Origin of the sequence: Lentzea sp. DG1S-22 (assembly GCF_036321065.1) — a bacterium.
Classification (GTDB): Bacteria; Actinomycetota; Actinomycetes; order Mycobacteriales; family Pseudonocardiaceae; genus Lentzea; species Lentzea jiangxiensis.
In genome coordinates this window covers 4,845,151-4,868,621 of the sequence record NZ_CP143276.1, presented here as the reverse complement: position 1 = coordinate 4,868,621, position 23,471 = coordinate 4,845,151, and the positions used below count along the sequence as shown (strand labels likewise).

At 68.8% G+C, this 23,471-nt stretch carries 27 protein-coding genes and 1 pseudogene; 13 read left to right on the top strand and 15 right to left on the bottom strand.

The annotated features are described in order from the left end of the window. Positions 1 to 522: 522 nt before the first annotated feature. Positions 523 to 726, bottom strand: coding sequence for a cold-shock protein (locus V1227_RS22295; RefSeq protein ID WP_090098440.1), 204 nt, complete (start codon positions 724 to 726; stop codon positions 523 to 525). A gap of 141 nt (positions 727 to 867) precedes the next feature. Here V1227_RS22295 and V1227_RS22290 point away from each other — a divergent pair, with 141 nt between their 5' ends. From V1227_RS22290 to V1227_RS22265, 6 genes are all read left to right on the top strand, one after another. Beyond that, complete coding sequence (locus V1227_RS22290) at positions 868 to 1,968, top strand: acyl-CoA dehydrogenase family protein (RefSeq protein WP_329787514.1); 1,101 nt, start codon at positions 868 to 870, stop codon at positions 1,966 to 1,968. Continuing rightward, a complete protein-coding gene (locus V1227_RS22285; RefSeq protein WP_329787513.1) occupies positions 1,968 to 2,969 on the top strand; it encodes a s-methyl-5-thioribose-1-phosphate isomerase in 1,002 nt (333 codons plus the stop codon). The genes V1227_RS22290 and V1227_RS22285 overlap by 1 nt, the downstream gene beginning before the upstream one ends. Then, positions 2,966 to 3,622 carry an acireductone synthase gene (gene mtnC / locus V1227_RS22280; RefSeq protein WP_329787512.1) on the top strand — a complete coding sequence of 219 codons (657 nt, stop codon included), beginning with the start codon at positions 2,966 to 2,968 and terminating at the stop codon, positions 3,620 to 3,622. The genes V1227_RS22285 and mtnC overlap by 4 nt, the downstream gene beginning before the upstream one ends. Next, a complete protein-coding gene (gene mtnB / locus V1227_RS22275) occupies positions 3,619 to 4,215 on the top strand; it encodes a methylthioribulose 1-phosphate dehydratase (protein WP_329787511.1) in 597 nt (198 codons plus the stop codon). The genes mtnC and mtnB overlap by 4 nt, the downstream gene beginning before the upstream one ends. Then, complete coding sequence (locus tag V1227_RS22270) at positions 4,212 to 4,775, top strand: 1,2-dihydroxy-3-keto-5-methylthiopentene dioxygenase (protein WP_329787510.1); 564 nt, start codon at positions 4,212 to 4,214, stop codon at positions 4,773 to 4,775. The genes mtnB and V1227_RS22270 overlap by 4 nt, the downstream gene beginning before the upstream one ends. Positions 4,776 to 5,076: 301 nt before the next feature. Continuing rightward, on the top strand, positions 5,077 to 5,562 hold the full coding sequence (locus V1227_RS22265) for a polysaccharide lyase family 7 protein (protein WP_329787509.1): 486 nt from the start codon (positions 5,077 to 5,079) through the stop codon (positions 5,560 to 5,562). On the opposite strand, the gene V1227_RS22260 is transcribed toward V1227_RS22265, so the two are convergent. After that, positions 5,547 to 6,035, bottom strand: coding sequence for a GNAT family N-acetyltransferase (locus V1227_RS22260; RefSeq protein ID WP_329787508.1), 489 nt, complete (start codon positions 6,033 to 6,035; stop codon positions 5,547 to 5,549). The two genes, V1227_RS22265 and V1227_RS22260, sit on opposite strands and share 16 nt — an antisense overlap. Positions 6,036 to 6,059: 24 nt before the next feature. Here V1227_RS22260 and V1227_RS22255 point away from each other — a divergent pair, with 24 nt between their 5' ends. From V1227_RS22255 to V1227_RS22245, 3 genes are all read left to right on the top strand, one after another. Further along, positions 6,060 to 6,995 (top strand): asparaginase, encoded by a 936-nt coding sequence (locus V1227_RS22255; protein ID WP_329787507.1) that lies wholly within the window; start codon positions 6,060 to 6,062, stop codon positions 6,993 to 6,995. 61 nt (positions 6,996 to 7,056) lie between these two features. Continuing rightward, a complete protein-coding gene (locus tag V1227_RS22250) occupies positions 7,057 to 7,902 on the top strand; it encodes a helix-turn-helix domain-containing protein (protein ID WP_329787506.1) in 846 nt (281 codons plus the stop codon). Next, positions 7,877 to 8,050: a DUF397 domain-containing protein gene (locus V1227_RS22245; protein WP_329787505.1), complete on the top strand. Its 174-nt coding sequence runs from the start codon at positions 7,877 to 7,879 to the stop codon at positions 8,048 to 8,050. The genes V1227_RS22250 and V1227_RS22245 overlap by 26 nt, the downstream gene beginning before the upstream one ends. Here V1227_RS22245 and V1227_RS22240 read toward each other — a convergent pair. From V1227_RS22240 to V1227_RS22200, 9 genes and pseudogenes are all read right to left on the bottom strand, one after another. After that, positions 8,037 to 8,582: a radical SAM protein gene (locus V1227_RS22240; protein WP_329787504.1), complete on the bottom strand. Its 546-nt coding sequence runs from the start codon at positions 8,580 to 8,582 to the stop codon at positions 8,037 to 8,039. The genes V1227_RS22245 and V1227_RS22240 overlap by 14 nt on opposite strands. A gap of 72 nt (positions 8,583 to 8,654) precedes the next feature. Continuing rightward, positions 8,655 to 9,310: pseudogene (locus V1227_RS22235) on the bottom strand (response regulator). Next, entirely contained in the window at positions 9,310 to 11,184 is a 1,875-nt protein-coding gene (locus V1227_RS22230) for a sensor histidine kinase (RefSeq protein ID WP_329787503.1), read from the bottom strand. Before V1227_RS22230 ends, V1227_RS22235 begins: the two are co-directional and overlap by 1 nt. Then, positions 11,163 to 11,387, bottom strand: a complete 225-nt coding sequence (locus V1227_RS22225; RefSeq protein WP_329787502.1) for a hypothetical protein — start codon at positions 11,385 to 11,387, stop codon at positions 11,163 to 11,165. Before V1227_RS22225 ends, V1227_RS22230 begins: the two co-directional genes overlap by 22 nt. 119 nt (positions 11,388 to 11,506) lie before the next feature. Next, positions 11,507 to 12,496, bottom strand: coding sequence for a zinc-dependent alcohol dehydrogenase family protein (locus tag V1227_RS22220; RefSeq protein ID WP_329787501.1), 990 nt, complete (start codon positions 12,494 to 12,496; stop codon positions 11,507 to 11,509). Further along, entirely contained in the window at positions 12,493 to 13,308 is an 816-nt protein-coding gene (locus V1227_RS22215) for a carbohydrate ABC transporter permease (RefSeq protein WP_329787500.1), read from the bottom strand. Before V1227_RS22215 ends, V1227_RS22220 begins: the two co-directional genes overlap by 4 nt. Next, complete coding sequence (locus tag V1227_RS22210; RefSeq protein ID WP_329787499.1) at positions 13,305 to 14,114, bottom strand: carbohydrate ABC transporter permease; 810 nt, start codon at positions 14,112 to 14,114, stop codon at positions 13,305 to 13,307. Before V1227_RS22210 ends, V1227_RS22215 begins: the two co-directional genes overlap by 4 nt. Positions 14,115 to 14,236: 122 nt before the next feature. Beyond that, on the bottom strand, positions 14,237 to 15,571 hold the full coding sequence (locus V1227_RS22205) for an ABC transporter substrate-binding protein (RefSeq protein WP_329787498.1): 1,335 nt from the start codon (positions 15,569 to 15,571) through the stop codon (positions 14,237 to 14,239). A gap of 72 nt (positions 15,572 to 15,643) precedes the next feature. Then, positions 15,644 to 16,405 (bottom strand): DeoR/GlpR family DNA-binding transcription regulator, encoded by a 762-nt coding sequence (locus tag V1227_RS22200; RefSeq protein WP_329787497.1) that lies wholly within the window; start codon positions 16,403 to 16,405, stop codon positions 15,644 to 15,646. Between the two features lie 276 nt (positions 16,406 to 16,681). On the opposite strand from V1227_RS22200, the gene V1227_RS22195 reads away from it, so the two are divergent. From V1227_RS22195 to V1227_RS22180, 4 genes are read left to right on the top strand one after another with little or no spacing between them, the layout of a single operon-like run. Beyond that, complete coding sequence (locus tag V1227_RS22195) at positions 16,682 to 17,167, top strand: DUF6346 domain-containing protein (protein WP_329787496.1); 486 nt, start codon at positions 16,682 to 16,684, stop codon at positions 17,165 to 17,167. Beyond that, the gene (locus tag V1227_RS22190) at positions 17,168 to 17,632 is read left to right on the top strand and encodes a YbaB/EbfC family nucleoid-associated protein (protein WP_329787495.1); all 465 of its coding nucleotides are present in this window, start codon (positions 17,168 to 17,170) and stop codon (positions 17,630 to 17,632) included. A gap of 5 nt (positions 17,633 to 17,637) precedes the next feature. Further along, a complete protein-coding gene (locus tag V1227_RS22185; protein WP_329787494.1) occupies positions 17,638 to 17,976 on the top strand; it encodes a type VII secretion target in 339 nt (112 codons plus the stop codon). Continuing rightward, complete coding sequence (locus tag V1227_RS22180; protein WP_329787493.1) at positions 17,973 to 18,848, top strand: WXG100 family type VII secretion target; 876 nt, start codon at positions 17,973 to 17,975, stop codon at positions 18,846 to 18,848. The genes V1227_RS22185 and V1227_RS22180 overlap by 4 nt, the downstream gene beginning before the upstream one ends. A 37-nt stretch (positions 18,849 to 18,885) precedes the next feature. Here the strand turns inward: V1227_RS22180 and V1227_RS22175 are convergent, their stop codons facing one another. The 4 genes from V1227_RS22175 to V1227_RS22160 are packed head-to-tail and all read right to left on the bottom strand — an operon-like array spanning position 18,886 to position 23,404. Further along, a complete protein-coding gene (locus V1227_RS22175; protein WP_329787492.1) occupies positions 18,886 to 20,367 on the bottom strand; it encodes a glycoside hydrolase family 13 protein in 1,482 nt (493 codons plus the stop codon). 11 nt (positions 20,368 to 20,378) lie between these two features. Beyond that, complete coding sequence (locus V1227_RS22170) at positions 20,379 to 21,212, bottom strand: carbohydrate ABC transporter permease (protein WP_329787491.1); 834 nt, start codon at positions 21,210 to 21,212, stop codon at positions 20,379 to 20,381. Then, positions 21,209 to 22,066 carry a carbohydrate ABC transporter permease gene (locus tag V1227_RS22165; protein ID WP_329787490.1) on the bottom strand — a complete coding sequence of 286 codons (858 nt, stop codon included), beginning with the start codon at positions 22,064 to 22,066 and terminating at the stop codon, positions 21,209 to 21,211. The genes V1227_RS22170 and V1227_RS22165 overlap by 4 nt, the downstream gene beginning before the upstream one ends. Then, positions 22,067 to 23,404 carry an ABC transporter substrate-binding protein gene (locus V1227_RS22160; RefSeq protein WP_329787489.1) on the bottom strand — a complete coding sequence of 446 codons (1,338 nt, stop codon included), beginning with the start codon at positions 23,402 to 23,404 and terminating at the stop codon, positions 22,067 to 22,069. Positions 23,405 to 23,471 lie beyond the last annotated feature (67 nt).

The window sequence follows — 23,471 nt, the reverse complement described above, 5'->3', positions numbered from 1 at the left end:
GTTCCCCAGCCGTCGATCCCGCGGCGGGAAGTGGAGGCGTCGCGGCCGACGGGCTGCGGCGCCCGCTTCGTTCCCGGGCCACCTCGCGGCTCGCCTCACCTCGGCGGTCACCAACCCCGCTCAAGGCCCGCTTCGCCCCACCACGTCGTTCAGCTCGTGGTTGGCTACCCCGGGATACCGCGCCCGGCCTCCACCGCCGATGCAGCCCGCAGCCCGTCACCGCTCCCGGCGAGAGGGCGCCACGTGCCCGGGCCCGGTCACCCGACGACCCGGCGGCAGACCCCGGTGCTCGACACCGAGCGGCCGCGCCAGGACCGACGAGCGGACGACACCCGCACCACGAAGAGACGCGACCACGCGCATGACAGGACCAGCCTTCCGAGAAGTCGTGGCACCCCGGACGAAGTGCTGTGATCACCATGGCAGGCAGGTCTGACAATTTCGGCAACCGCAGGTCAGAGGCGGTAAGAGGCGCCGAAGGGCCCGCCCGGCGCACAGCCGGGCGGGCCCCGGAGAGCGGAATCAGAGCGCGCGGACGGCCTGCGCCTGCGGTCCCTTCTGACCCTGGCCGATCTCGAACTCCACGCGCTGCTGCTCCTCCAGCGACTTGAAGCCGTTGCCCTGGATCTGCGAGTAGTGCACGAAGACGTCCGGACCACCGCCGTCCTGCGCGATGAATCCGAAGCCCTTCTCGCCGTTGAACCACTTGACAGTGCCCTGCGCCATACCGATTGCTCCCTAGATGGTGGGTGCCCCCGCCGAACGGGGTGCGCGGGAAGTCTGCCAGTGGACGGGTCCTCCCACATCGTGGTTAGCCCGGTGGTGTGAAGAAGTAAGTTGGACCGGGTACCGCTGAGAGGAGCAGGGATGACGAACTGGCTGGACGTCGCGCACGAGGTTGCGGCGACGCTCAGGTCCGACGCCGCGGACAGGGACCGGGCCAACCAGCCACCCGCCAAAGAGGTGGAACTGCTCCGGCAGAGCGGTCTGCTCAACGTCGACGACTGGGCGACCCAGCAGCGGGTGACCAGGGTCGTCGGTGCCGCCGACGCCAACGCCGGGCACCTCCTCGGGTACCACTACCTGCAGATCTGGCGCAGCGGCCTGTTCGACGTCCCGTTCGGCAGGGAGCGCGACCAGTTCTGGGCGGGCGTCAGCAACCCCCTCGACGCGGCCCTCGAGCTCACGCCCGCCGGGAACGGCTACACGCTCAACGGGCGCAAGACGTTCGCCACCGGCGCGGCCGTGGCCGACCGGCTCGTGGTCAGCGCGACCCGCGCGGACAACGGCGAGAAGCTCACGTTCCTGCTCGACGGCAAGGCCGGCGGAATCACCTACCTGGACGACTGGGACAACATCGGCCAGCGCCTCACGGCGTCCGGTGGCGTGGCCTTCGAGGACGTGGCGGTCACGGAGGTCCTCGGCGTGCAGCCCGCGGGGGAGGACCCGCGCCTCAGCCTCGCCGCCCTCGGCTTCCAGCTCGTGCTCGCCCAGCTCTACGTGGCCATCGCGGAGGGCGCGCTCGCGGAGGCCGCCGACTACACCCGCACCAAGACCCGCCCGTGGTTCGTCAGCGGTGTCGACGCCGCCACCGAGGACCCGTACATCGTCGCCGCGTACGGCGAGATGGTGGCGCACACCAGGGCCGCGGGGCTGCTCGCCGACGAGGCCGCCCGCCGGCTGCACGAGGCCAGCGAGTTCGGCCGCCACCTCACCCCGGCGAAGCGGGCCGAGGTCGCCGTGACGATCTCCGAGGCGAAGGTCGTCAGCACCAAGCTCGTCAACGAGGTCACCAGCCGCATCTTCGAGCAGGTCGGCGCGCGCGGAACGGCCGCCAAGCACGGCGTGGACCGCTTCTGGCGCAACGCGCGCACGCTCACGCTGCACGACCCTGTCGTCTACAAGGCACGCGAGGTCGGCGAGTACTTCCTGACCGGCGCGCGCCCCGCCTACACCGGGTACAGCTGATGCAGCCGGTCCTCGCGGACTCCGTCAGGCTCACCGACGACGGCGTCCTGATCCTCGACCGCCGGCAGTTCCCGTTCGAGCGGAACTGGGTGCTGTGCCGGACGGCCGAGGACGTCGCGCGGGCCGTCGAGGACATGGTCACCCAGTCCTCGGGCCCGTACTTCGCCGTGCTGCAGGCGATGGTGCTCAAGGCGCGCACCCTCGAGGGGAAGCCGTTCGAGGAAGCGCGCGCCGAGCTCGGCAGGACCGCGCTGATGCTCGAGAACACCAGGCGCACCAACAACGCCCTGCGCAAGGCCACCGCGATCGTCCTGGAGCACGTGGACGCCGCCCGGGACGTCGCGCACGCCCTGCAAGGCGCGCAAGAGGGCGACCGCCGGTACCGCGCGAAGAGCCGGGCTCTGGGCGAGCACACCGCGAACCTGCTGAAGGACGACGACACGGTCATGACCCACTGCTGGGCCGACCTGTACCTGACGGAGACCGTCCGGGCGGCCCGGGAGCAGGGCAAGACGCTGCGGTTCTTCTGCACCGAGACCAGGCCGTACCTGCAGGGGGCGAGGCTCACCGCGGAGACGTTGGTCGAGATGGGCGTCGACACGACGCTCATCACGGACGGCATGGGCGCCGCGGTCCTGCAAAGCGGCGAGGTCGACGCGTTGGTCACGGCGGCCGATCGCGTCACCATGGACGGGCACGTCGTCAACAAGGTCGGCACACTGGGTCTCGCCGTCGCCGCCCACGCGTTCGGGGTGCCGTTCCACGCCCAGGTGCAGGCGCCGGACCACCTGGCGCCGACGACCGAGCACGTGGAGATCGAGTACCGCGACGGCGCGGAAGTGCTGCAGGTCCTCGGCAGGCCCAGCGCCACGCCGAGGGTGAAGGGGCTGTACCCGGCGTTCGACGTGACGCCGCCGCGCTTCGTCACGGACGTGGTGACGGACAGGGGCGTCTACCGCGCCGGAGAGCTGCACAAGTACTACGAGGGAGAACAGCGGTGAGCAAGTGGGTCGTGCTCGACATCGAGGGCACGCTGAGCGCGACGGACCAGGTGCTGGTCGTCCTCTACGACTACGCGCGCCCGCGGCTCGGGCCGTGGATCGAGCAGCACGGTGACGACCCGGTGGTCGCCGACGCCGTGCGGCAGGTCAAGGAGCTGTCCGGCCACGACGACGTCGTCAAGGCGCTGCACGACTGGATGGACGCCGACCAGAAGGTCACGCCCCTCAAGACGTTGCAGGGCCTCATCTGGCAGCAGGGCTACGCGCAGGGCGACCTGGTCGCGGAGTTCTTCCCGGACGTCGTCCCGGCCATCCGCAAGTGGCACGACGACGGCGTGAAGCTCGCGATCTTCTCCAGCGGCTCGGTCGCGGGCCAGATCGCGTTCTTCCGGCACACCACCGACGGCGACCTGACGCCGTTGCTGGAGCACCACTTCGACACGGTCAACGCCGGCCCGAAGCGCGAAGCCGCGTCGTACCGCAAGATCGCGGAAACGCTGCAGAGCGACGACATCACCTTCTACAGCGACGTCCCGGCCGAGCTGCACGCCGCGTCGGAGGCGGGCTGGAAGACGGTCGGCGTCGCGCGTGCCGGTGAGCCGTACGCCAACGCCGACTTCACGCCCCACCCGACGGTGTGGGAGCTCTCGTGACCGCGGAGCTCGCGCGCGAGTGCGTCCGCTACGCGCAGATGGGCTGGATGCGCGGCACGAGCGGCAACCTCTCCGTTGTGCTGCAACGGGATCCGCTCCGCCTCGCCGTCACGGTCAGCGGCGTCGACAAGGGCGAGATCACCGCTGAGGACAGCGTCGTCATCGACGCCGACGGCAACGCCGTGGACAGCGACAAGGTCCCGTCCGCCGAGGCCGGTCTGCACGCGCGGATCGCCCGGGTGGCCGGGGCGGGCGCCGTCGTGCACGTCCACGCCCTCGCCCCCGTCGTCGCGGCGGAGCACTGGCCGAACGGCGTGGTGCTCCAGGACCTGGAGATGCTCAAGGGGTTCGGCCGGTACGACCACGAGGAGGTCGTGATCCCGGTCGTGAAGAACTCGCAGGACATGGTCGAACTGGGCGACGCCTTCGAGAAGGGCTTCGCCCCGAAGGTTCCGGCGCTGCTCGTCGCACGCCACGGCGTCTACGTGTGGGGCGACGACCTGGTGCAGGCACGGCACCGCCTGGAATGCCTGGAGTGGCTGCTGCGCTTCAAGGTGGAGACACGGGACATCTTTACGGGGAGGCACTCATGACGCTGCTGACGGTGTGGCCGGAAACCGGCCCCGAGGAGACCGTCCTGCGCACCACCGACGCCGAGGAGATCACCACCACCCTCAAGGAACACGGCGTGCGCTTCAGCCGCTGGTCCGTTGTGGACGGTGTGACCGCCGGGAACGCCCTCCAGGTCTTCGAGGAGGAGATCGCCCGCGTCAGCGAGACCGAGGGCTACGGCTACGTCGACGCGATGGAGATGACCCCGGCCGACACCGACGAGTACCGCGCCAAGGCCGTCGAGTTCCGCGACAAGTTCCTCGCCGAGCACACGCACGACGACGACGAGGACCGCTACTTCGCCCGCGGCGCGGGTGTTTTCTACCTGCACATCGGCGACAAGGTGTACGCCGTGCTCTGCGAGGCGGGCGACCTGCTGAGCGTCCCGGCGAACACGACGCACTGGTTCGACATGGGCACCGAGCCCGACTACGTGTCGATCCGGTTCTTCCACGACGACGACGGGTGGATCGGCAACTTCACCGGTAGCGACATCGCCACGAAGTTCCCGACTTTCGACGAGCTCCGTTCAAGAATGTGAAAAGTTCCTCCACCTGAACATTGTTCCGGAATTTCCGGCAAGTGTTGATCCCTCCGCCTTCCTGCCCTCACAGTGGTGCAGACCACTTGTCGAAGGTCGGAGGGATTCACCGTGGAAACCCCTGCACTCCACACACGACGCTCCGTTCTGGCCGTCGCGCTGACCGCACCCCTGCTCGTGGCCCCGGCGGCTCAGGCCCTCGCTCAGCCGCCGTCCGCGCAATGGATTTCGGCGCCGTACACCTACACCGTGCAGAAGCCGTACAACCTGGCGGTGAGCGCGCTACAAGTTCGAAGGCGGCGTGCACACCATGTGGGTCTACGACTACGACCAGCCGCACACCCAGGGCAGCCCGACCGATCCGCGCACCGAGCTCCGCTTCGACCAGGAGTACTCCAGCGGCTCACGCGCCTGGGAGGGCGAGATCTACGTCCCGTCCGGCGTCAGCGGGCCGACGGTCGTGCAGATCCTGCGCGGCAGCCGTCCGGACGGCACCCGCGCCACCGACGTCATGCTCAACGTCGCCAACGTCAACGGCGGCACGTTGCGCAAGGACAGCAACCAGGTCATCGCCACCGGCATTTACGACAAATGGTTCAAGATCCGCGTGGAACACACCGCGGTCGCGGGCGGCCGGGGCACCGTGCGGACTTATTACAACGGTTCGCTGAAACTCACGCACCAGGACGAAGGCCCGGCGACGCGCTACTTCAAGAACGGCGTCTACCACCACGGCAGCGGTCGCGCGGAGGCCCGTTTCCGCAACATCACCTATTGGCGCCAGTGACACTGCTCGGCGCCGTAGGCCTCGTAGCGCTCGCCTTCGGTGAAGCCCAGCTTCGCCAGGAGGCGCATCGAAGCGACGTTCGCCGTTCGGGTGATGCTCGCGAGCGGCTCACCGGGGTGTGCGGCGGCGTACCAGTCGAGCGCCGCCGCACACGCCTCGTATGCGAAACCCCTGCCCCACGCGGACGGCAGGAACAGGTAGCCCAGCAACCGTTCCTCGTCCACCACGTCGAACGAGACCATGCCGATCATCGCGCCGTCCAGCGCGACGACGAAGAGACCGTGCCGCCGGCCCGGGATCGGGGGCGCCGTGCGGTCGACCTCGTCGCGCGGCTTCGAGCCACCGATGTAGGTGCCCACCTCCGGCGACGAGAACAGGTCGAGGAACGCGTCCCGGTCGCGCGCCTCGGACTCGCGCAGCACGAGCCGTTCGGTTCGGATCGGCGCGGGTGGCCAGGCGGCGGGTCCGGACATGGCACCCACCCTAGAGTGGCTCGCATGAGCTCACAGGTGGCGGTGGCGTCGCTCGGCGGCACGATCACGATGACGGGCTCCGGCGCGGTGTCGCCGACCCTGGGCGCCGGGGACCTCGTGCGGGGCTTGGAGGTGGGGGAGATCGCGACCCTGGCGACGGTCCCGGGCGCCTCGCTCACCTTCACCACCCTGCTGGAGGCCTTCGACTGGGCCGACGAGCAGGTCTCCGGAGGCGCCGCCGGTGTGGTCGTCGTCCAGGGCACCGACACCCTCGAAGAGACCGCGTACTTCTTCGACTGCCTGTGGCCGCACGACGAACCGGTCGTCGTCACCGGCGCCATGCGGCACCCCGGCCTCCCCGGCGCCGACGGCCCCGCCAACCTCACCGCCGCCGTCGCGGTCGCGGCGGCACCCAACTCACGCGGCCGCGGCGCCCTGCTCGTCCTCAACGACGAGGTCCACGCCGCCCGCTGGGTCCGCAAGACGCACAGCAGCCTCCCCAACGCCTTCGAGTCGTTCCCGGGTCCCCTCGGACTCGTCGTCGAGGGCTCGCCGCGGTACTTCCACCCCGCGCACCGGCTGACCGCGCTGCCACGGCCTCTCGACGCACCGGCGGTTCCGCTCATCGAGGCCACTGTGGACGACGACGGCTCGATCCTCGACTGGCTCGACGTCGGGGGAACCGTCGTCGCCGCCACCGGCGTCGGCCACGTGTCGGCCGGCATGGCGGAGGCCATCTCACGGGCCCGGTTCCCGGTGGTGGTGGCGACGCGGACGGGCGCGGGCACGACGTTCCGCGACACCTACGGCTTCGTCGGGTCCGAGTCGGACCTGATCCAGCGCGGCGCCGTGATGGCCGGCTGGCTATGTCCCCGCAAGGCACGCGTGCTGCTGCGTCTCGCCCTCGGCGCTATGGCGCCTATCGAGGACGTTTTCGCTGTTCGCGGCGGTGTTTTCTAGCTTGTTTTCACCCGAATGAGCCAGTGGTGTGGAATGAATCCAAGCCCTACCGTCGAAGGGCATGACCGCCACCATTTCCACCCCGTACAGCCGGTGCCTGGGCGACGAACTGCGCCGGGTCCGCGAGTCGTGCACCTCGTTCACCGGCCGTGCGATGGCCGTCCAGCTCGGCTGGGACCCGAGCAAGGTGTCCGACATCGAGCTCGGGAAGGTGCGCGCGAGCGAGATCGACCTCGTCCAGTACCTGGCGACGTGCGGCAAGGACATCGACTTCGTCAACGAGTTCCGCAGCCGCTACTACAACGCCTTCGACCTGTTCTTCGCTCAGGTGTCCGACAACGTTCGGACTCTTGCGATGGCCGAGGCGATGGCCACGAAGATCTTCTCCTACGACGTCCTGATCATGCACGGACTGATGCAGACCGAGGAGTACGCACACCAGTTGTTCGTCGACTCGCACATCGAGGCACCAGAGGACATCGCGCGGCTCGTCCAAGCCCGGATGGACAGGCAGACGATCATGCGTCGACCGACCAGGCCGGAGTGCGCGTTCTTCGTGCACGAGTTGGCTTTGCGGATGCAGTTGGGTAATGCGCGCGTTCGAGAAGAACAGTACCTGCGCCTGCTTTTCAACACCCACATCCTCAGGGTCGTACCCGCGAACGTCTGTGCCTTCCGCTCTCCCGTCACGCTGTACGAGTTCGGCAAGGCGTCTCCAGTCGTGTACAGCGAGTCCGAGACCGCCCAGGTGTGGGCGCAGGACACCGTGGCCGTCGGGCGGGCCAGGCGGCTCTTTCAGCGGCTGGATGCCGTCGCACTGGATGCGGAACAATCGAAGCGATTGCTGGCGGAGTACGTCAGCGGACTTCGAGAGGACCCTCATGGCGGCGGAACGGACCTGGCGTAAGAGCAGCTACAGCAACGGCGGTACCGCAGAGAGCTGCGTGGAGGTCTCACTGGTCCAGGACGTCCTCGTCCGCGACACGAAGAACGCGAGCGGTGACGTTCTCGCGTTCTCCACCTCTGCCTGGCGCGCCCTGCTCAACTCGCTCTGACCACGGACGTGTTCGCGGTCTCGACCGTCACCCGCACGGTCTGAGGCGCGAGCGACTGCAGGTACTGCGCGTGGTCCGACCCGATCGTGTCGCTGAACGCGATGAACGCGAGGTGCGGCAGCTCGAACGCGGTCGTGGCGCAGAAGTCCTCGAGCCGGTCGAAGCCGCGCCGGATGCCGGTGGCGTCGAGGCCGAACGCGGCGTGCCGGTCGAGCTTGGCGGCGCCGACGTCGAGCAGGTGCAGGGCGTGCATGGCGTGGGCGAACGCCATCGCGCACACCTCGATGCGCGCGCACGACTCCAGCAGCGTCCGCACCATCGACGGGTGCAGCGACTTGCCGGACGTGCGCAGGACGAGGTCGATCCCGGCTTCGCGGAACAGTGCGACGATCTCGAACAGGCCGGGCACGCCGAGCGGCTCGCCGCCGCCCAGCGTGACGGTCTCCGGGCGCATCGAGATGAGCGCTTGGGCGACGTGCAGCATGCGGTCGTGGCTGAGCCGCGCGTGTGCGACGTCCCAGGTGATGTCCATCGGGCCCCCTTCGGCGGATACGCCGATCCCACCGGGGGCCTTGTCCCGCCGTCAGGTGACCGTTGTCCCGATTTACCGGGGACTTCCGAGTCCCGCCTCGCGGGCGCGCACGATGGCCTGCGCCCGGTCGGCCACCTGGAGCTTCGTGAAGATCGCCGACACCCGGTTGCGGACGGTCTTGCCCGAGAGGTGCAGCTTGTGCGCGATGGACGGGTTGTCGAGGCCGGACGCCATCAGCTTCAGGACTTCCCGCTCGCGGTCGGTGAGCTGGGGAACGCCACGACCTCCGAGGAGGAGATCGCGGTGAAGTAGCCCATCATGCGTTGCGCGATGGTGGCGCTGAAAATCGCTTCTCCGGCTCCTATGGCCTGCACCGCGCGCACGATCTCGTCGTCGTCCGTGGTCTTCACGAGGTAACCGCGCGCACCGGCCTTCATCGCCGCGAACACGAGCTCGTCGTCCTCGTGCATCGTCAGGACGAGGACACCGACGCCGGGCAGGGCCGCCTGGATCCGCTTGGCCGCCTCGACGCCGCCGAGGACGGGCATGTGCAGGTCCATCACGACGACGTCCGGCTCCAGGTCGAGGACGACGCGCACGGCCTCCTGCCCGTCCGCGGCGTCGCCGACGACGGAGATGCCGTCCTCGCCGTCCAGCAACGCCTTCAGGCCGCGCCGGAACACCGGGTGGTCGTCGGCGATGACAACGCGAGTCGCTGTGCCTGCCACTACTGGGCCTCCAACGGGATCCGCGCCACCACCCGCGTCCCTCGGGGGTGAGCGGGTCCCACTGTGCACGATCCACCCAGTTCCGCGCAGCGTTCTCGCATCGAGTCGAGACCGACACCCGGCTTGGAGTCCGCCGCGACCCCGCGTCCGTCGTCCACGACCTCCACGACCAGGTCGCCGTCGGTCCGCACGCTGATCGTGCAGGTCGAGGCCCCGGAGTGGCGTGCGGTGTTGGTCAGCGCCTCCGCGACGATCCGGTAGGCGGCAACCTCGACGGCGGCCGACAGCCCGTCGATCTGCTCGACGTCGACCTCGACCAGCAGGTCGCCGCGGAAGCGCGCGGCCTCGTCCCGCACGGCCAGCGCCAGGCCCTGGTCGAGGATCGGCGGTCGCAGGCCGTCCACGAGCCGGCGCACCTCGACGGCGGTCGTGTCGACGTCCGCCAGCACGGGGTCGAGCACGTCGCCCAGCGACCGGCGCAACGCCTTGAGCTGCAACCGGATGCCGACCAGCGCCGGTCCGACGCCGTCGTGCAGGTCGCGTCGCAAGCGCAGCCGTTCCTCTTCACGCGCCCGCACCAGCCGTTCGCGCGCGAGCTGCAGGTCGGCGGTCAGCCTGATCGACTGCGCGGCGGGCGCGGTGGAGCGGGCGAGGTCGCCGAGCAGGGTCAGCTCCCGGTCGCTGAGGCGCTCGTCGGGTGCGCGCGGCTCGACGACGAGGTCGCAGACGTGCGCACCCCGGTAGGTCATGGGGAAGCGGAGCTGCGGCCACCCGCGGCTGCGCCCGTGCTCGGCCAGCACCGACGAACCGCGGATCGCCACGTACGGCAGCTTCAGCGACTCGGCGACGGTCTGCGCGACCGTCGGCAGCACGTCCTGCGACCGTTCGAGCTTCTCGCTCAAAGTCGACAAAGCGCCGTAGGGGTCGGAGCGCTCACCGAACAACCACCGGTCGAGCTTGCGCTGCACCCAGCTCCGGATCGGCGCGAACACCAGACCCGCCGCCACGACCCCGACGACCTCGGCGTCGTCGGTGAGCAGCGCGCCCGCCGCGACCATCACGCCGAGGTAGACGAGAAGCAGGACGACCGTCAAAGAGCCGTAGAGCAACGACCGGTGGATGAGCAGGCTGATGTCGTACAGGCCGTACCGCACGATGGCGATCACCGCAGCGGCAGGAAACGCCAGCACACCGATGATCCAGGCGACGTGCCCGTCCGTCGTCTCCACAACGGTCGCCACGACAGCCAACGCCAGCAGCGCGAACGCCCACACGAGCAGGCGTCGTTCGTCCCCCTCGGCCCGCCGCCAGCGGAGGAACAGCGACGCCACGGCCGCGACCACCGACAGGCCGGCCGCGAGCACCGCGATCTTCGTGATCGTCTTCGCGAGCCCGTCCCCGCTCAGCTGCCAGAACTCGGCGGGGTTGCCCCACGACGCCCACGCGATCGTGATGGTTCCGACGAGAGTGCTGAACAGCGACGCGCCGATGGCGATCCACCAGCGGTTGTTCAGCGGCTTGCCGTTCGGGAACACCAGCGCCACCGCGGGCAGCAACGCGTACGTGGGCCACCAGATCCACGCTTCGAGCCAGCGGGCGGGGTGGTTCTCCGGCTGACCGGCGGCCGCGACGGCGATGGCGCCGAACACGCCCATGACCAGCAACAGCCACCCGACCGGTGACCTGCGGACGTGACCGATCACCCGCACCCCGAGCAGGGTGCAGGCGACCGCGACCAGCCAGTTCCGCGGATGTGAGACGGCGCCGGTGACCGCGGCGAGCACGACGGCGTAGAGCACGCCGGCGGCCACTAGGGCGCCGATGACGCGAGCGAGGGTGACCTCGCGCCGCGTCAGTCGCTGAGCCAGTGCCACAGGTTGTGGAACGGAGATCCGGCGTCCAGCGTGGAAAGACCTCCAGGCCAGCCCTGGAACGTCATGATCCGGTGGCGCAGCTGCTCGACGGACACCGGTTCGGCGGCCTTGTGGACGTGGTCGAAATCGACGTCCCCAGGCGGCGGGTTCATCGCCCGCGCCTGAAGCTCCGCGTACCACGCGAGGAGCTCTTCGTCGGACATGTGCGAAAAGTACGGCGGTACTACTTTCTGCCCGGACTTCGACATGTCTGGAAGGAGTCGTGGGCACTCGTCTGGATACACGAGTGCCCACGAACTTCGGCGAACTTCCTACGACGGACTCAGGGCAGGACCTGGATCTTGCGGCCCTTACCGGACTTGAACTGGTCCAACGCCCCGGCGTAGTCGTCCAGCGGCACCCTGTCGCTGATGAACACCTCGGGGTCGAGCACTCCGGTCGCGAAGAGGTCCGCCGCCCGTTCGAACGAGTGCAGCACCGCCATCGAGCCGGTGATGGTGATCTCCTGGTTGTAGATCTTGTACGGCTCGATGGTCACGCGCGCGGAGTAGTCCGAGACGCCGAACTGGAGGAACGTGCCGCCCTTGGCGACGCGCCCGAGACCGTCCTGGATGGCCTTCTCGTTGCCGGTCGCGTCGATGACGACGTCCCAGCCCTGCGGCCGGTCGAGCTCGTCCGGCGTCGCCGCCACGGCCGTCACGCCGAGCTGCTTCGCCGTCTCCAGCCGCTCCGGGTTGAGGTCGACGACCTCGATCGACGACGCGCCGGTCAGCTTGCCGAGCTGCAGCATCATCAGGCCCATCGTGCCCGAGCCGTAGATCAGCACCCGCGACGCCATCTGCGAACGCAGCACGTCGTAGCCGCGCACCGCGCACGACAGCGGCTCGATGAGCGCCGCGTCCTCGGTCCGCACGTGGTCCGGCAGCTTGACGCAGTTCGCCACCGGGGCCTTCGCGAACTCCGCCGCGCCACCGGAGGTCGTGACGCCGATGGCCGCCCAGCGCTCGCAGAGGTTGCTCCTGCCGGAACGGCACATCCGGCACTCGTAGCAGTACAGCGACGGGTCGACGGCCACCCGGTCACCCACGGCGACCTCGTTCACCTGCGAGCCGATCTCGACGACCGTGCCGGCGAACTCGTGACCCGGCACGACCGGCAGGGTCGGCGCGAACTCGCCCTGCAGGATGTGCAGGTCCGTGCCGCACAGGCCGCAGGCCGCCACCTGGACGACGACCTCGCGAGGACCGCACGTGGGATCGTCCACAGTGGTCACTTCGACGGATCCGACGCCGGTGATCACTGCTGCTTTCACTTGACCGCTCCCAACGAAAGGCCCTGGACGAGCTTGTCCTGGGCGGCGAACCCGGCGATGAGCACCGGCAGAGAGACCACGACCGCCGCGGCGCAGACCTTCGCCAGGAAGAGGCCCTGCGACGTGACGAACCCGGTCAGGTACACGGGCGCGGTGCCGGCGACGACACCGGTGAGCACCCGTGCGAAGAGCAGCTCGTTCCAGCTGAAGATGAAGCAGATCAACGCCGTCGCCGCGATGCCGGGCATCGCGATCGGTGCCACCACCCGGCGCAGGATCGTGAGCAGACCCGCGCCGTCGATCGAGGCCGCCTCGAGGATCTCCTTCGGGACCTCGGACAGGAACGACCGCATGAGCCACACCGCGATCGGCAGGTTCATCGAGCAGTACAGCAGCGTGAGGAACGAGATGTTGTCGAGCATCCCGGAGAACTGCGCGATCAGGTAGATCGGCAGCAGCGCCGCGACGACGGGCATCATCTTGGTGGAGAGGAAGAAGAACAGGACGTCCGTCCACTTCTCCACCGGTTTGATCGACAACGCGTACGCGGCCGGGATCGCCAGCAGCAGCACGATGATCGTCGACCCGATCGAGGCGCTGAACGAGTTGATCAGCGGCGGCCACGCGCCGGAGTCGAAGAACTGCGCGTAGCCGTCGAGCGTCAGCGGCGCCGCGATCGACGGCGGGTTCGTGGCCGCGTCCGTCTCGCTGTGCAGCGAGGTCAGGAACATCCAGGCCACGGGCGCGAAGAACACGATGCCGGCGAACCAGGCGAGGACACCCCAGCCGCGTCCGACCCACTTGGCGGTCATCGCTTCTCCTCCTTGAACAGCGAGGACACCACGCGCAGCGCGAACGTCGCGATGACCATCGAGCCCGCGACCACGATGACGCCGGCCGCGGAGGCCTCGCCGTACTCGTGGGCCTGGTAGAAGGTCTGGTAGATCATGTACGGCAGGTTCGCCGTGCCCAGACCACCGGACGTGATCGTGAAGACCGCGTCGAAGTTCTGCACGATGTAGATCGACCCGAGCAGCCCGCCGAGCTCCAGGTACTGCCGCAGGTGCGGGAACGTCAGGTACCGGAAGACCTGGAACGACGACGCGCCGTCGATCGTGGCCGCCTCGACGGGTTCGACCGGCTTGGACTGCAGGCCCGCCAGCAGGATCAGCATCATGAACGGCGTCCACTGCCACACCAGCGACAGCACCACGGCGCTCATCGGCATGGTCGAGATCCAGTCCGGCTGGGCGTCGAAGCCCAGCCAGTTCAGGATTCCGTTGAACAGGCCGTACTCCGGGTTGTAGAGCACGTGCTTCCAGAGCAGCGCCGCCGCGACCGGCACCACGAGGAACGGCGCGATGAGCATGGTGCGCACGAACCCGCGACCGGCGAACTTCTTGTCCAGCAGCAGCGCCAGGCCCAGCCCGAGGACCAGGCTGATGATCACGACCGACGCCGTGAGCACGATCGTGTTGACCACCGACGAACGCAGGTCGGGGTCGGTGAACACGTTGACGTAGTTGTCGAACCCGGCGAACCCGCGGTTGGTGGGGTCGAGCGAGTTCCACTTCATGAACGAGATGACGAGCGTTGCCACGAACGGCAGCTGCGTCACGATGATCAGGAAGATGAGGGCGGGCAGCAGGGGCGCCCGCCGGGCCCACTTCGAGTACCCCTTGCGGGGACGGGGGCGGCCGGTCGACGACCGACCGCTCCTCGCGCGTCAGGACGGCCATGTCACTGTCCCTTGTACTTCGCCGCGACCTTCTCGGCGAGACCCTGGCCGTTGTTCAGCGCGTCGTCCACGGACGTCGCACCCGCGATCGCCGAGCTGATCTGCTGCGACACCTGGGTGCCGAGGTCGGTGAACTCGGGGATGCCGACGAACTGGATGCCGGGCGCCGGGCGCTCCTGCACACCGGGGTTCAGCGGCTTCGCGTTCTTGATCGCGGCCTCGGCCATCGCGGAGAAGCTGCCGGAGGACTGCTTGTACTCGGGGCGCTGGTAGGTCGACGCACGCTTGCCGTCGGGGAGCTTCGACCAGCCGAGGTTCTTGCCGACGAGCTCCTCGTAGCCCTTGCCCGACGCCCAGGAGATGAACTTCCAGGCGTTCTCCTGCTTCTTCGACGCCTTCTGGATGCCGAACGCCCAGGTGTAGAGCCAGCCGGAGCTGTCGGTCTTCACGACCGGCGCCTGGGTGAAGCCGAGCTTGCCCTTGACCGGCGAGTCGTTCGCCTCGAGCAGACCGGCGGCGACCGTGGCGTCGTACCACATCGCGACCTTGCCCTGCGTCATGTTGTTGAGGCACTCGGCGAAGCCGGCCTGCGGGGCGCCGTTCTCGCCGTGGTTGCGGACGAGGTCGACGTAGAACTTGGTGGCCTCCTTGAACTCCGGCGCGTTGACCTGCGCCTGCCAGTCCTTGGTGAACCACGTGCCGCCGAAGGTGTTCACGACCGTCGTGAGCGGCGCCATGACCTGGCCCCAGCCCGGCTGGCCGCGCAGGCAGATGCCGCGGACCTCGGGGGTGGCGACCTTCGCGGCGGCCTCGGCGACCTGCTGCCAGGTCGGCTTGTCGGGCAGGGAGACACCCTTGGCCTCGAAGATGTCCTTGCGGTACATGAGGAACGACGACTCGCCGTAGAACGGCTGCGCGTAGACCTTGCCGTCGGCGGCGGTCAGCGACTGGCGGATCGGCTCCAGGATGTCGGCCTGGTCGAACGCGCTGTCCTTCGCGACGAAGTCGTCCATCGGCGCCAGCCAGCCGTTCTTGGCGAACATCGGCGTCTCGTAGTTGGAGATCGTCGCCACGTCGTACTGGCCGGCCTGGCTGGAGAAGTCCTGGCTGATCTTGTCGCGGACGTCGTTCTCGGGCAGCACGGTGAAGTTCACCTTGATGCCGGTGTCCTTGGTGAAGTTGTCCGCGGTGAGCTTCTGCAGGTCCTGCATCTGCGGGTTGTTCACCATCAGCACGTTCACCGAGTTCTCACCGCCACCCCCGCCGCCTGCTCCGGAGCAGGCGGAAGCCAGCAGCAACACCGCGGTGGCGGCTCCGAGTGTGCGAATCGACGACATCGTCGGTTCCTTTCCAGGGTTTTCGAGCGCGCTGAAGAAGGGGGATGGAGCGCCCGAAGGGGTGAGGGCAGGTCAGGCTCTGATGACCTTGGGGCCTAGCAGGGTGTAGCGGTGGGCCTCGTGGGCGCTGAGGCCGCTGTCGGTGACGATCGCCTCCAGGTCGGAGACCTCGGCGAACCGGTGGAAGCTGGAGACGCCGAACTTCGTGTGCGTCCCGACGAAGATCTTGCGCCGGGACGAGCTGAGCGCCTTGGCCTTGACCGCGCCGACCGCCGGGTCGGGTGTGGTCAGGCCGTGCTCGCGGGAGATGCCGTTGGCGCCGATGTAGGCGAGGTCGATGACCATCTCGCCGAGCATCCTGGTGGTCCAGTGGTCCACAGTGGCCAGTGTGTGGCCCCTGACGCGCCCGCCCAGCAGCAGGACGGTGCACGACGGGTGCTCGGACATCGCCGCCGCGGTCGGCAGCGACGCGGTGATGATCGTGAGCGGGTTGGTGGTCGGCAGCGCCTCCGCGACGAGCTGCGGCGTGTAGCCCTCGTCGATGAAGACGGTCTCGGCGTCGTCGAGCCGTTCGGCGGCCGCCTTCGCGACGCGGCGCTTCTCCGGGACGTGCGATCCGGCCCGGAACCTCAGGCCGGTCTCGAAACCGGCGCTCTCGACCGGGACGCCGCCGCCGTGCGTGCGGCGGACCAGGCCGTGCTCGTCGAGCACGCGCAGGTCGCGTCGAACCGTCTCGGGCGCGACGCGCAGTTCCTGCGCCATCTCCACCACGTCGACGCGGCCGTCGGCGCGGGCCCTGGCCAGAATGCGACGTTTGCGTTCCTCGGCTCGCATTTCACCTGCCCACTCGGCTATCGGTATGCCCGTTCGGGCTGTGCATAGATGAAACACCCTGGTAACTCTGTGGTCGCTACCACAACTGGGTGCAATCCTGCCCGATTTTCGCCCGATTCGTCCCAGGTGAGACCACGTTCACACAGGTCGGCCAGACTGGGCACGCCCGAACTGCCCCGCACGCGTGCCCGGATGGTCGCCAGATGGCCGCCGAACTCGGTGGAACCGGACGGACCGGGACGAAGTCCAACCAGGACGGACGAGGGGACGAGGCGCATGAGGTGGGTCGCTGGGCCGGTCGCCCTGGTGGTTCTGTGGCTCGGGGTGTGGCTGGGCCTCACCGGCTTCACGCGGTTCGACCCGGTCGCGGGGACGAACACCAGACCGGTCGCGGACCGGGGTGTCGCCCGCGTGACCGACTGCACGGGCAGGGGACCGGTCAGCAGGCACGGCTTCGGCACCTGGTGGATCTGCCGGGCCGACGTCGAGTGGGAGGACGGGACCACGGCGCGGGTGACAGCGGAGCCGGGCCAGCTCAGGCCGTCCGACGAGGGCACCGAGGTGCCCGTCGTGCAGCGGGGTGAGAGGAAGGTCCGGGGCGGCTCCGGTAATGCGCCGGTGTACCGCGCCGATTACGAACCGAGCGTCGTGCTCGGCATCGGATCGGTGCTCGGGGGTCTGGCGGTAGGTGGGATCGGGGCGCTGGCCGTGGTGGGAGCGGCCGCCTCCCGTCGCAAGAAGGCACAGGAGAGGGACTACTAGATGAACCCGGCAGCAGCCGATCCCGACGCGATGATGCGTCAGTGGAACGCGCAGATCCAGGCCAAGCTCCGGCAGGCCGACGAGATGAAGCAGGTCGCGAACGCGGTCAGGGTGACGCAGCGTTCCTCCGACGGCTCGGTGTCCGTCACGGTCGACCAGAACGGTGTCGTCTCGGCGCTGGACCTGACCGACGCGGCGCTGCGCAAGCAGCCCGCGCAGTTGTCCGCCGAGATCCTCGGCGTGATGCGCACCGCCCAGGCGCAGATCGCGTCCCGGATGCAGGAGGCCATGGCGCCGATCATCGGCGACGACTCCGCGACCATGGGCGCGCTGATGGGCGGGTACCACGAGCGCTTCCCCGAGCCGCCGCCCGGGGAACCGGTCGCGCCGCCGCGCCCCACCGGTCCCGCTGACGACGACGACTTCGGCGGGCACAACTTCGCCCGCGACGACAAGGGGTGGTGAGGCGCATGACCGCGCCGGGGTTCAACGTCCAGACGCAGGCGATGCGCGAGCACGCCAGGCGGCTCGACGGCATCGTGAGGCAGATCGAGACGGCCCAGCAGGCCATCGGGCAGGCGCAGATCAACGGCGCCAACGCGTACGGCATCCTCTGCAGCCCGCTGCTGGAGCCGATCATGGGCACCATCGAGGCCGCCGGCACCGGTGCCGTCGCCACCGCGCACGGTGTCGTCAACGCCACTGTGGACGGTGTCAACGGGATGGCCGACACCTACGACACCGTCGACCAAGCGCTCGGCGGCAACTTCGAGAAAATCGTCGAAAAGCTCGGGGAGCTGACGTCATGACCGCACCGAACCCGCTGGTGGCCGCTGCCCCGGAGGCTCCGGGCGCGCTCGCCGGCCTCAACCTCGTCGAGCCGGCGGCGGACGCGGTCTCCGCCGTTCAGCGCGGTGACTGGGCCGAGGCGGGCATCAACGTCCTCGGCGCGGGCATCGACGCGCTGGGCTTCCTGGCCGACCCGTTCGGCACGCTGCTGTCGTCGGCGTTCGCGTGGTTCATCGAGCACGTCGAGCCGTTGAAGTCGATGCTGGACTCGCTGGCGGGCAACCCCGGCGTGATCAACCAGAACGCCGCGACCTGGGGCAACGTCGCCGATCACCTCAAGAGGGCCGGCGAGGACATGGCGCGGGTGGTCGAGAACGACACCAGCGCGTGGCAGGGTGCCGCGATCACCGCCTACAGCGCGGTGGCCAAGGCGGAGGCGACCGGCGTGAAGGCGGCCGGTCTCGCCGCCGAGGGCGTCGGTGCCGCGCTGACCGGTGCGGGCGTCGCCGTCGCCACGGTGCGGACGATCGTGCGCGACCTGATCTCGATGGCGATGAGCGAGCTGGTGCAGGCGCTGATCAGGTGGGCGGCGGCCGCGCTGCTCACGGTCGGGCTCGCGACGCCGGGCATCGTCGCCGACGGCATCCGGCTGGTCATGAAGTGGGCCAAGAAGGTCTCGGACTGGCTCGACAAGGTGATCACGACCATCCGCAACCTGTCGAAGGTCGTCGACAAGATCTTCGAAATCCTGGAGAAGTGCAAGACCGGCCTGCAGGCGATCATGCCGAAGGCCGCGGCGGACGCCATCGTCGACACGACGGCCATCGGCATCGTGAAGAACCTGCCGACCGAGGCCTCGAAGGCCGACGACTCGCCCTACGCGACGAGGTGAAGCTCCGGGGGTGGCCTCCCGGCCACCCCCGGTCCTCTCACCCGAGCCAGGCCGCGGCGTCGGGCGGCAGCTGGCCGCCGGTGAGCGGAACGCTGGACAACGCCGGCACGGCGGGGAGTTCCACCGGCTGGTCCGACAGGTTGACGACGCAGGTGTGGTCGCCCCGCTTGAACGCCAGCACGTCCTCGCCGAGGTCGAGCCACTCGAGGTCGCCGCTGATGCCGCGGCGCCGCGCGAACACCTCGCGGTACAGGGCGAGCATCGAGCCGGGGTCGTCCGTCTGGGCCTCGACCGAGAACCGCTGCCAGTTCTCGGGCTGCGGCAACCAGCTCGGACCGTCTTCCGAGGACCAGGGGAGAGGCACGCGGCAGCCGTCGCGTCCCCGGTCGGTGAAGCCGGAACGGTGCCACACCGGGTCCTCGCGCAGCTCGTCCGGCAGGTCCTCGACCTCCCAGAGGCCGAGTTCCTCACCCTGGTAGACGTAGACGCCGCCGGGCAGCGCCGCCGTGAGCATGATCGCCGCCCGTGCCCGCCGCGTGCCCAGTTCGAAGTCGGTGGGGGCGCCGTGCTGCCTGTCCGCGAACGAGAAACCCGTCTTCTCGCGGCCGTAGCGGGTCACGTGCCGCGTGACGTCGTGGTTGGAGAGCACCCAGGTCGGCGGTGCGCCAACGGGTTCGTGCGCCGCCAGCGTGCTGTCGACGACCTTCCTGAGCTCCCGGGCGTTCCAGGGGCAGCAGAGGAAGTCGAAGTTGAAGGCGCTGTGCATCTCGTCCTGGCGGAGGTAGCGGGCGAACCGCTCCGGGTCCGGCAGCCACATCTCGCCGACCAGGATGCGGTCGCCGTCGTAGGAGTCGACGATCCGGCGCCACCGCCGGTAGATCTCGTGCACGCCGTCCTGGTCGGAGTAGGGGAGCTCCGCGTCGGGCTTGCCGAAGTCCTTCACCAGCCCGTCGGCCACGTCGATGCGGAAGCCGTCGACGCCGCGGTCGAGCCAGAACCGCAGGATGTCCTCGAACTCGTCGTGGACGACCGGGTTCTCCCAGTTGAGGTCCGGCTGCTCGGCGGCGTAGAGGTGCAGGTACCAGCGGCCGTCGTCGAGCCTGCTCCACGCCGGGCCGCCGAAGCGCGACTGCCAGTCGTTCGGGATCTCCTCGCCGTCGCGGATGTGGAAGCGGTCCCACAGGCCGTCCTTGAACCACGGGTGCTGGTCGCTGCAGTGGTTCGGGACGAGGTCGACGATGACCCGGATGCCGAGCCCGTGCGCGTCCGCGATGAGCTTCTCGGCGTCGGCGAGCGACCCGAACACCGGCTCGATGTCGCGGTAGTCGGCCACGTCGTAGCCGCCGTCGGCCAGCGGGCTCGGGTACCAGGGGTTGAGCCAGATCGCGTCGAAGCCGAGGCCCGCGATGTGCTGGAGCCTGGCGCGCAGGCCCGCGATGTCGCCGATGCCGTCACCGTTGCCGTCCGCGAAGCTGCGCAGGTAGACCTGGTAGATGGATGCGTTGCGCCACCAACTCATCTGGTGTCCTTTCAGCCTTTTACGCCGCCCGCGGTGAGCCCCGCGAGGATGTGCCGCTGGAACGCCAGGAACAGCGCCACCATCGGCAGGCTCGCCAGCACGAGGCCCGCGAGCAGGAGGTTGATCGGGGTGTCCGGCGCGAAGCGTTGGAGCGCGACACTGAGCGTCTGCCTCGCCGGGTCGGGGAACACGAGCAACGGCCAGATGAAGTCCTTCCACGCCGCCACGACGGCGAAGATCGAGACGACGGCGAGGATGGGCCGGGAGATCGGCAGGACGACCCTGACCAGGATCGTCCACGTGCTCGCGCCGTCGATCCTGGCCGCCTCCAGCAGTTCCTCGGGGACCTGGTCGAAGAACCGCTTCAGCAGGTAGACGTTCAGCGCGTTGGCGGCGGCCGGCAGCCAGATGCCCGCCGGGTTGTTGAGCAGGCCGAGGTCGGTGAGCGTGAGGTACACCGGCACCAGCACGGCCGTCGACGGCAGCATCAGCGTCGCCAGCATCAGGCCCATGACGGCGTTGCCGAACATCGGCCGGAGCTTGCTGAGCGCGTAGGCCGCGGGGACGATCACGGCCATCTGCACCGCCCACGCGCCGATCGCGACGACGAAGGTGTTGAGGAAGAACCGGCCGAGGTCCATGTAGTTCCAGGCGTCGGCGTACGCGCCCGGCTCCCACGTCTCCGGCAGGATCGTCGGTGGCTGCCGCGCCAGCTCCGCCGGCGGCTTGAAGGCGCCGAGCAGCACCCAGACCAGCGGCAGCAGGAACGCGGCGGTGAACAGGACCAGCGTGCCGGCGAGGACGACCCAGTAGAGCGGGCCGTTGTTCTTCGTGAGCGTCCTCATCCGTCGGCCTTCTTCGTGATCCGGAGGTAGAGGAACGAGAAGACGCCCAGCACCGCGAAGAGGATGAGGCTCAGCGCGCTCGCGGTGCCGAAGTCGTTGTAGTAGAAGGCATAGCGGTACAGCAGGAGCAGCACCGTGACCGTCGACTCCTCCGGGCCGCCGCCGGTCATGATGAACGGCTCGGTGAAGATCTGCATGGTCGCCACGACCTGCAGCAGCAGGAGCATCAGGATCACGAACTTGGTCTGCGGGACCGTGATGTGCCAGACCTTCCTGACCAGGCTCGCGCCGTCCAGGTCCGCCGCCTCGTACAGCTCACCGGGGATGGTCTGCAGTGCCGCCAGGTAGATGAGCGTCGCCGAGCCCATGTTCGCCCAGGTGATCACCAGGACGAGGCTGATCATGCTGGTGCCGGCGGAGTCCAGCCACTGGAGCGCGGGCAGGCCGAGTCCTCTGAGGACGGAGTTGAACAGCCCCGGCCCCGGGTCGTAGAACCACTTCCACAGCAGTGCCGTGACGACCGGCGGCAGCATCACCGGCAGGTAGACCAGCAACCGGAAGTAGCCCTTGGCGTGCCGCAGCTCGTTGAGCACCACGGCCGTCAGGAACGGGACCCCGAACCCGATGAGCAGGGCCAGGACCGTGAAGTAGAGGGTGTTGCGCCACGCCACCCCGAACAGCGGGTCCGCGAAGAGCCGCTCGAAGTTCTCCCAGCCCACCCAGTCGGGGCTCGTGACGAAGTCGACCTGCTGGAAGCTCAGGACCACCCCGCGCACGACCGGGTACCAGGAGAAGACCGCGAAGACGACCAGCGCGGCACTCAGGAAGCCGTACGCGGTGACGTGGCGCCGCACTCACTTCACCTGCGCCAGGACGGCGTTGACCTTGGTCTCCGCATCCTTCAGCAGTGCCGCGTGGTCCGCGTCCTTGTTCGTGAGCGTCGCCTGCACGACGCTGTCGAGGATCGCGTAGACCTGCTGCGCCTGCGGCGGTTCGAGCGAGCCCCTGGTCTTCTCCGAACCGTCCACGTAGGCCTGGAAGTTCTGCACCGGCATGGTGGCGTACCTGGCCTTCAGCTCTTCCTGCTTCTTGCGCGGCTCACCGGTCCAGATGTCGGCGATCGGCGGGATCGGCAGGCCGACGGGCTGACCGCGGTCCTTGTACTTCTGCAGGTTGCCCTCGAGGCGGTCCGGGTTCAGGTACTTCCACTGGATCCACCGCAGGCCGGCCTTGATCTTCTCCGGCGACGCCTTCGGGTTGATCATGTACCCCTCGCCGCCGAGCAGGGTGCCCTTCTGCCCCGGGATCGCGGCCAGACCGTAGTCGTCGTACCTGCCCTTGAACTGGTTGACGATCGCGGCGACGTTGTCCGGCGCGGCCAGGTACATGCCGAGCTGGCCCGCGCCCATCATGTTCTGCACGTCGCCGATCTCCAGGAGCTGCTTCTCACCCATGGAGCCGTCGTCCCAGCGCATCTCCTTGAGCCTGCGCAGGACTTCCCTGCCCTTGTCGTTGTCGAAGTCGGCCACGTACCTGTCGCCGTCCCTGCGGGCGACGTCACCGCCGACGGACTTCATCCAGGTCGTGAAGTGCCAGCCGCCCTGGTTGCTCTTGCTGTACTCCGCGAACCCGGTGACCCCCGCGTCCTTGAGCCTCCTGGCCGCCTGCCGGACCTCGTCCCACGTCTTCGGCGGCGAGTTCGGGTCGAGCCCGGCCTTGGTGAAGTTGGTGCGGCTGTAGAGCAGGCCCATCGTGTAGTTGGCGGTGGGCAACCCGTAGACCTTGCCGTCGACCGTGAAGACGTCCTTGAGCTCCTGCTTGAGGTCGCCGTAGTGCGGCACGTCCTTGACGTAGGCCGTCAGGTCGGCGGCCTGCTTGCGCGCGATGAGCGCCGCGGGATCGGTGAAGTAGACGTAGAAGACGTCCTCCAGCTGCCCGCCGGCGAGCTTGGCGGAGAAGGTCTTCGGGTCCATGAACCCCTCGTGCGGCACGAGGTCGATGTCCGGGTTCGCGTTCTCGAACTCCGCGACGTCCTCGTCGAAGACCTTGCGGTCGAACGCCTGCGTCTGCGGCGGCTGACCGTTGACGTTGATCTGGACCTTGCCGCCGGGCTCGGTCGTGGAACCGCTCCCACAGCCGACTGAGCTCAGGACCAGGACACCGCCAATCAGCACGGCAGCGGACTTCTTCATGGTGGAGCCGCCCTTCTCGCGAGCGCGTCGATGTGACGGCGACCATAAGACGCCGTTACATCTGAAC

What these genes read in the sequence shown, in the direction of transcription:
- V1227_RS22185 (WP_329787494.1), top strand. Translation starts at nt 17,638, where the DNA reads ATGACCGCGCCGGGGTTCAACGTCCAGACGCAGGCGATGCGCGAGCAC.
- V1227_RS22255 (WP_329787507.1), top strand. Translation starts at nt 6,060, where the DNA reads ATGAGCTCACAGGTGGCGGTGGCGTCGCTCGGCGGCACGATCACGATG.
- V1227_RS22240 (WP_329787504.1), bottom strand. Translation starts at nt 8,582, where the DNA reads ATGGACATCACCTGGGACGTCGCACACGCGCGGCTCAGCCACGACCGC.
- V1227_RS22250 (WP_329787506.1), top strand. Translation starts at nt 7,057, where the DNA reads ATGACCGCCACCATTTCCACCCCGTACAGCCGGTGCCTGGGCGACGAA.
- V1227_RS22270 (WP_329787510.1), top strand. Translation starts at nt 4,212, where the DNA reads ATGACGCTGCTGACGGTGTGGCCGGAAACCGGCCCCGAGGAGACCGTC.
- V1227_RS22195 (WP_329787496.1), top strand. Translation starts at nt 16,682, where the DNA reads ATGAGGTGGGTCGCTGGGCCGGTCGCCCTGGTGGTTCTGTGGCTCGGG.
- V1227_RS22215 (WP_329787500.1), bottom strand. Translation starts at nt 13,308, where the DNA reads ATGACCGCCAAGTGGGTCGGACGCGGCTGGGGTGTCCTCGCCTGGTTC.
- V1227_RS22170 (WP_329787491.1), bottom strand. Translation starts at nt 21,212, where the DNA reads ATGAGGACGCTCACGAAGAACAACGGCCCGCTCTACTGGGTCGTCCTC.
- V1227_RS22200 (WP_329787497.1), bottom strand. Translation starts at nt 16,405, where the DNA reads ATGCGAGCCGAGGAACGCAAACGTCGCATTCTGGCCAGGGCCCGCGCC.
- V1227_RS22285 (WP_329787513.1), top strand. Translation starts at nt 1,968, where the DNA reads ATGCAGCCGGTCCTCGCGGACTCCGTCAGGCTCACCGACGACGGCGTC.
- V1227_RS22260 (WP_329787508.1), bottom strand. Translation starts at nt 6,035, where the DNA reads ATGTCCGGACCCGCCGCCTGGCCACCCGCGCCGATCCGAACCGAACGG.
- V1227_RS22225 (WP_329787502.1), bottom strand. Translation starts at nt 11,387, where the DNA reads ATGTCCGACGAAGAGCTCCTCGCGTGGTACGCGGAGCTTCAGGCGCGG.
- V1227_RS22295 (WP_090098440.1), bottom strand. Translation starts at nt 726, where the DNA reads ATGGCGCAGGGCACTGTCAAGTGGTTCAACGGCGAGAAGGGCTTCGGA.
- V1227_RS22160 (WP_329787489.1), bottom strand. Translation starts at nt 23,404, where the DNA reads ATGAAGAAGTCCGCTGCCGTGCTGATTGGCGGTGTCCTGGTCCTGAGC.
- V1227_RS22175 (WP_329787492.1), bottom strand. Translation starts at nt 20,367, where the DNA reads ATGAGTTGGTGGCGCAACGCATCCATCTACCAGGTCTACCTGCGCAGC.
- V1227_RS22205 (WP_329787498.1), bottom strand. Translation starts at nt 15,571, where the DNA reads ATGTCGTCGATTCGCACACTCGGAGCCGCCACCGCGGTGTTGCTGCTG.
- V1227_RS22245 (WP_329787505.1), top strand. Translation starts at nt 7,877, where the DNA reads ATGGCGGCGGAACGGACCTGGCGTAAGAGCAGCTACAGCAACGGCGGT.
- V1227_RS22180 (WP_329787493.1), top strand. Translation starts at nt 17,973, where the DNA reads ATGACCGCACCGAACCCGCTGGTGGCCGCTGCCCCGGAGGCTCCGGGC.
- V1227_RS22190 (WP_329787495.1), top strand. Translation starts at nt 17,168, where the DNA reads ATGAACCCGGCAGCAGCCGATCCCGACGCGATGATGCGTCAGTGGAAC.
- V1227_RS22290 (WP_329787514.1), top strand. Translation starts at nt 868, where the DNA reads ATGACGAACTGGCTGGACGTCGCGCACGAGGTTGCGGCGACGCTCAGG.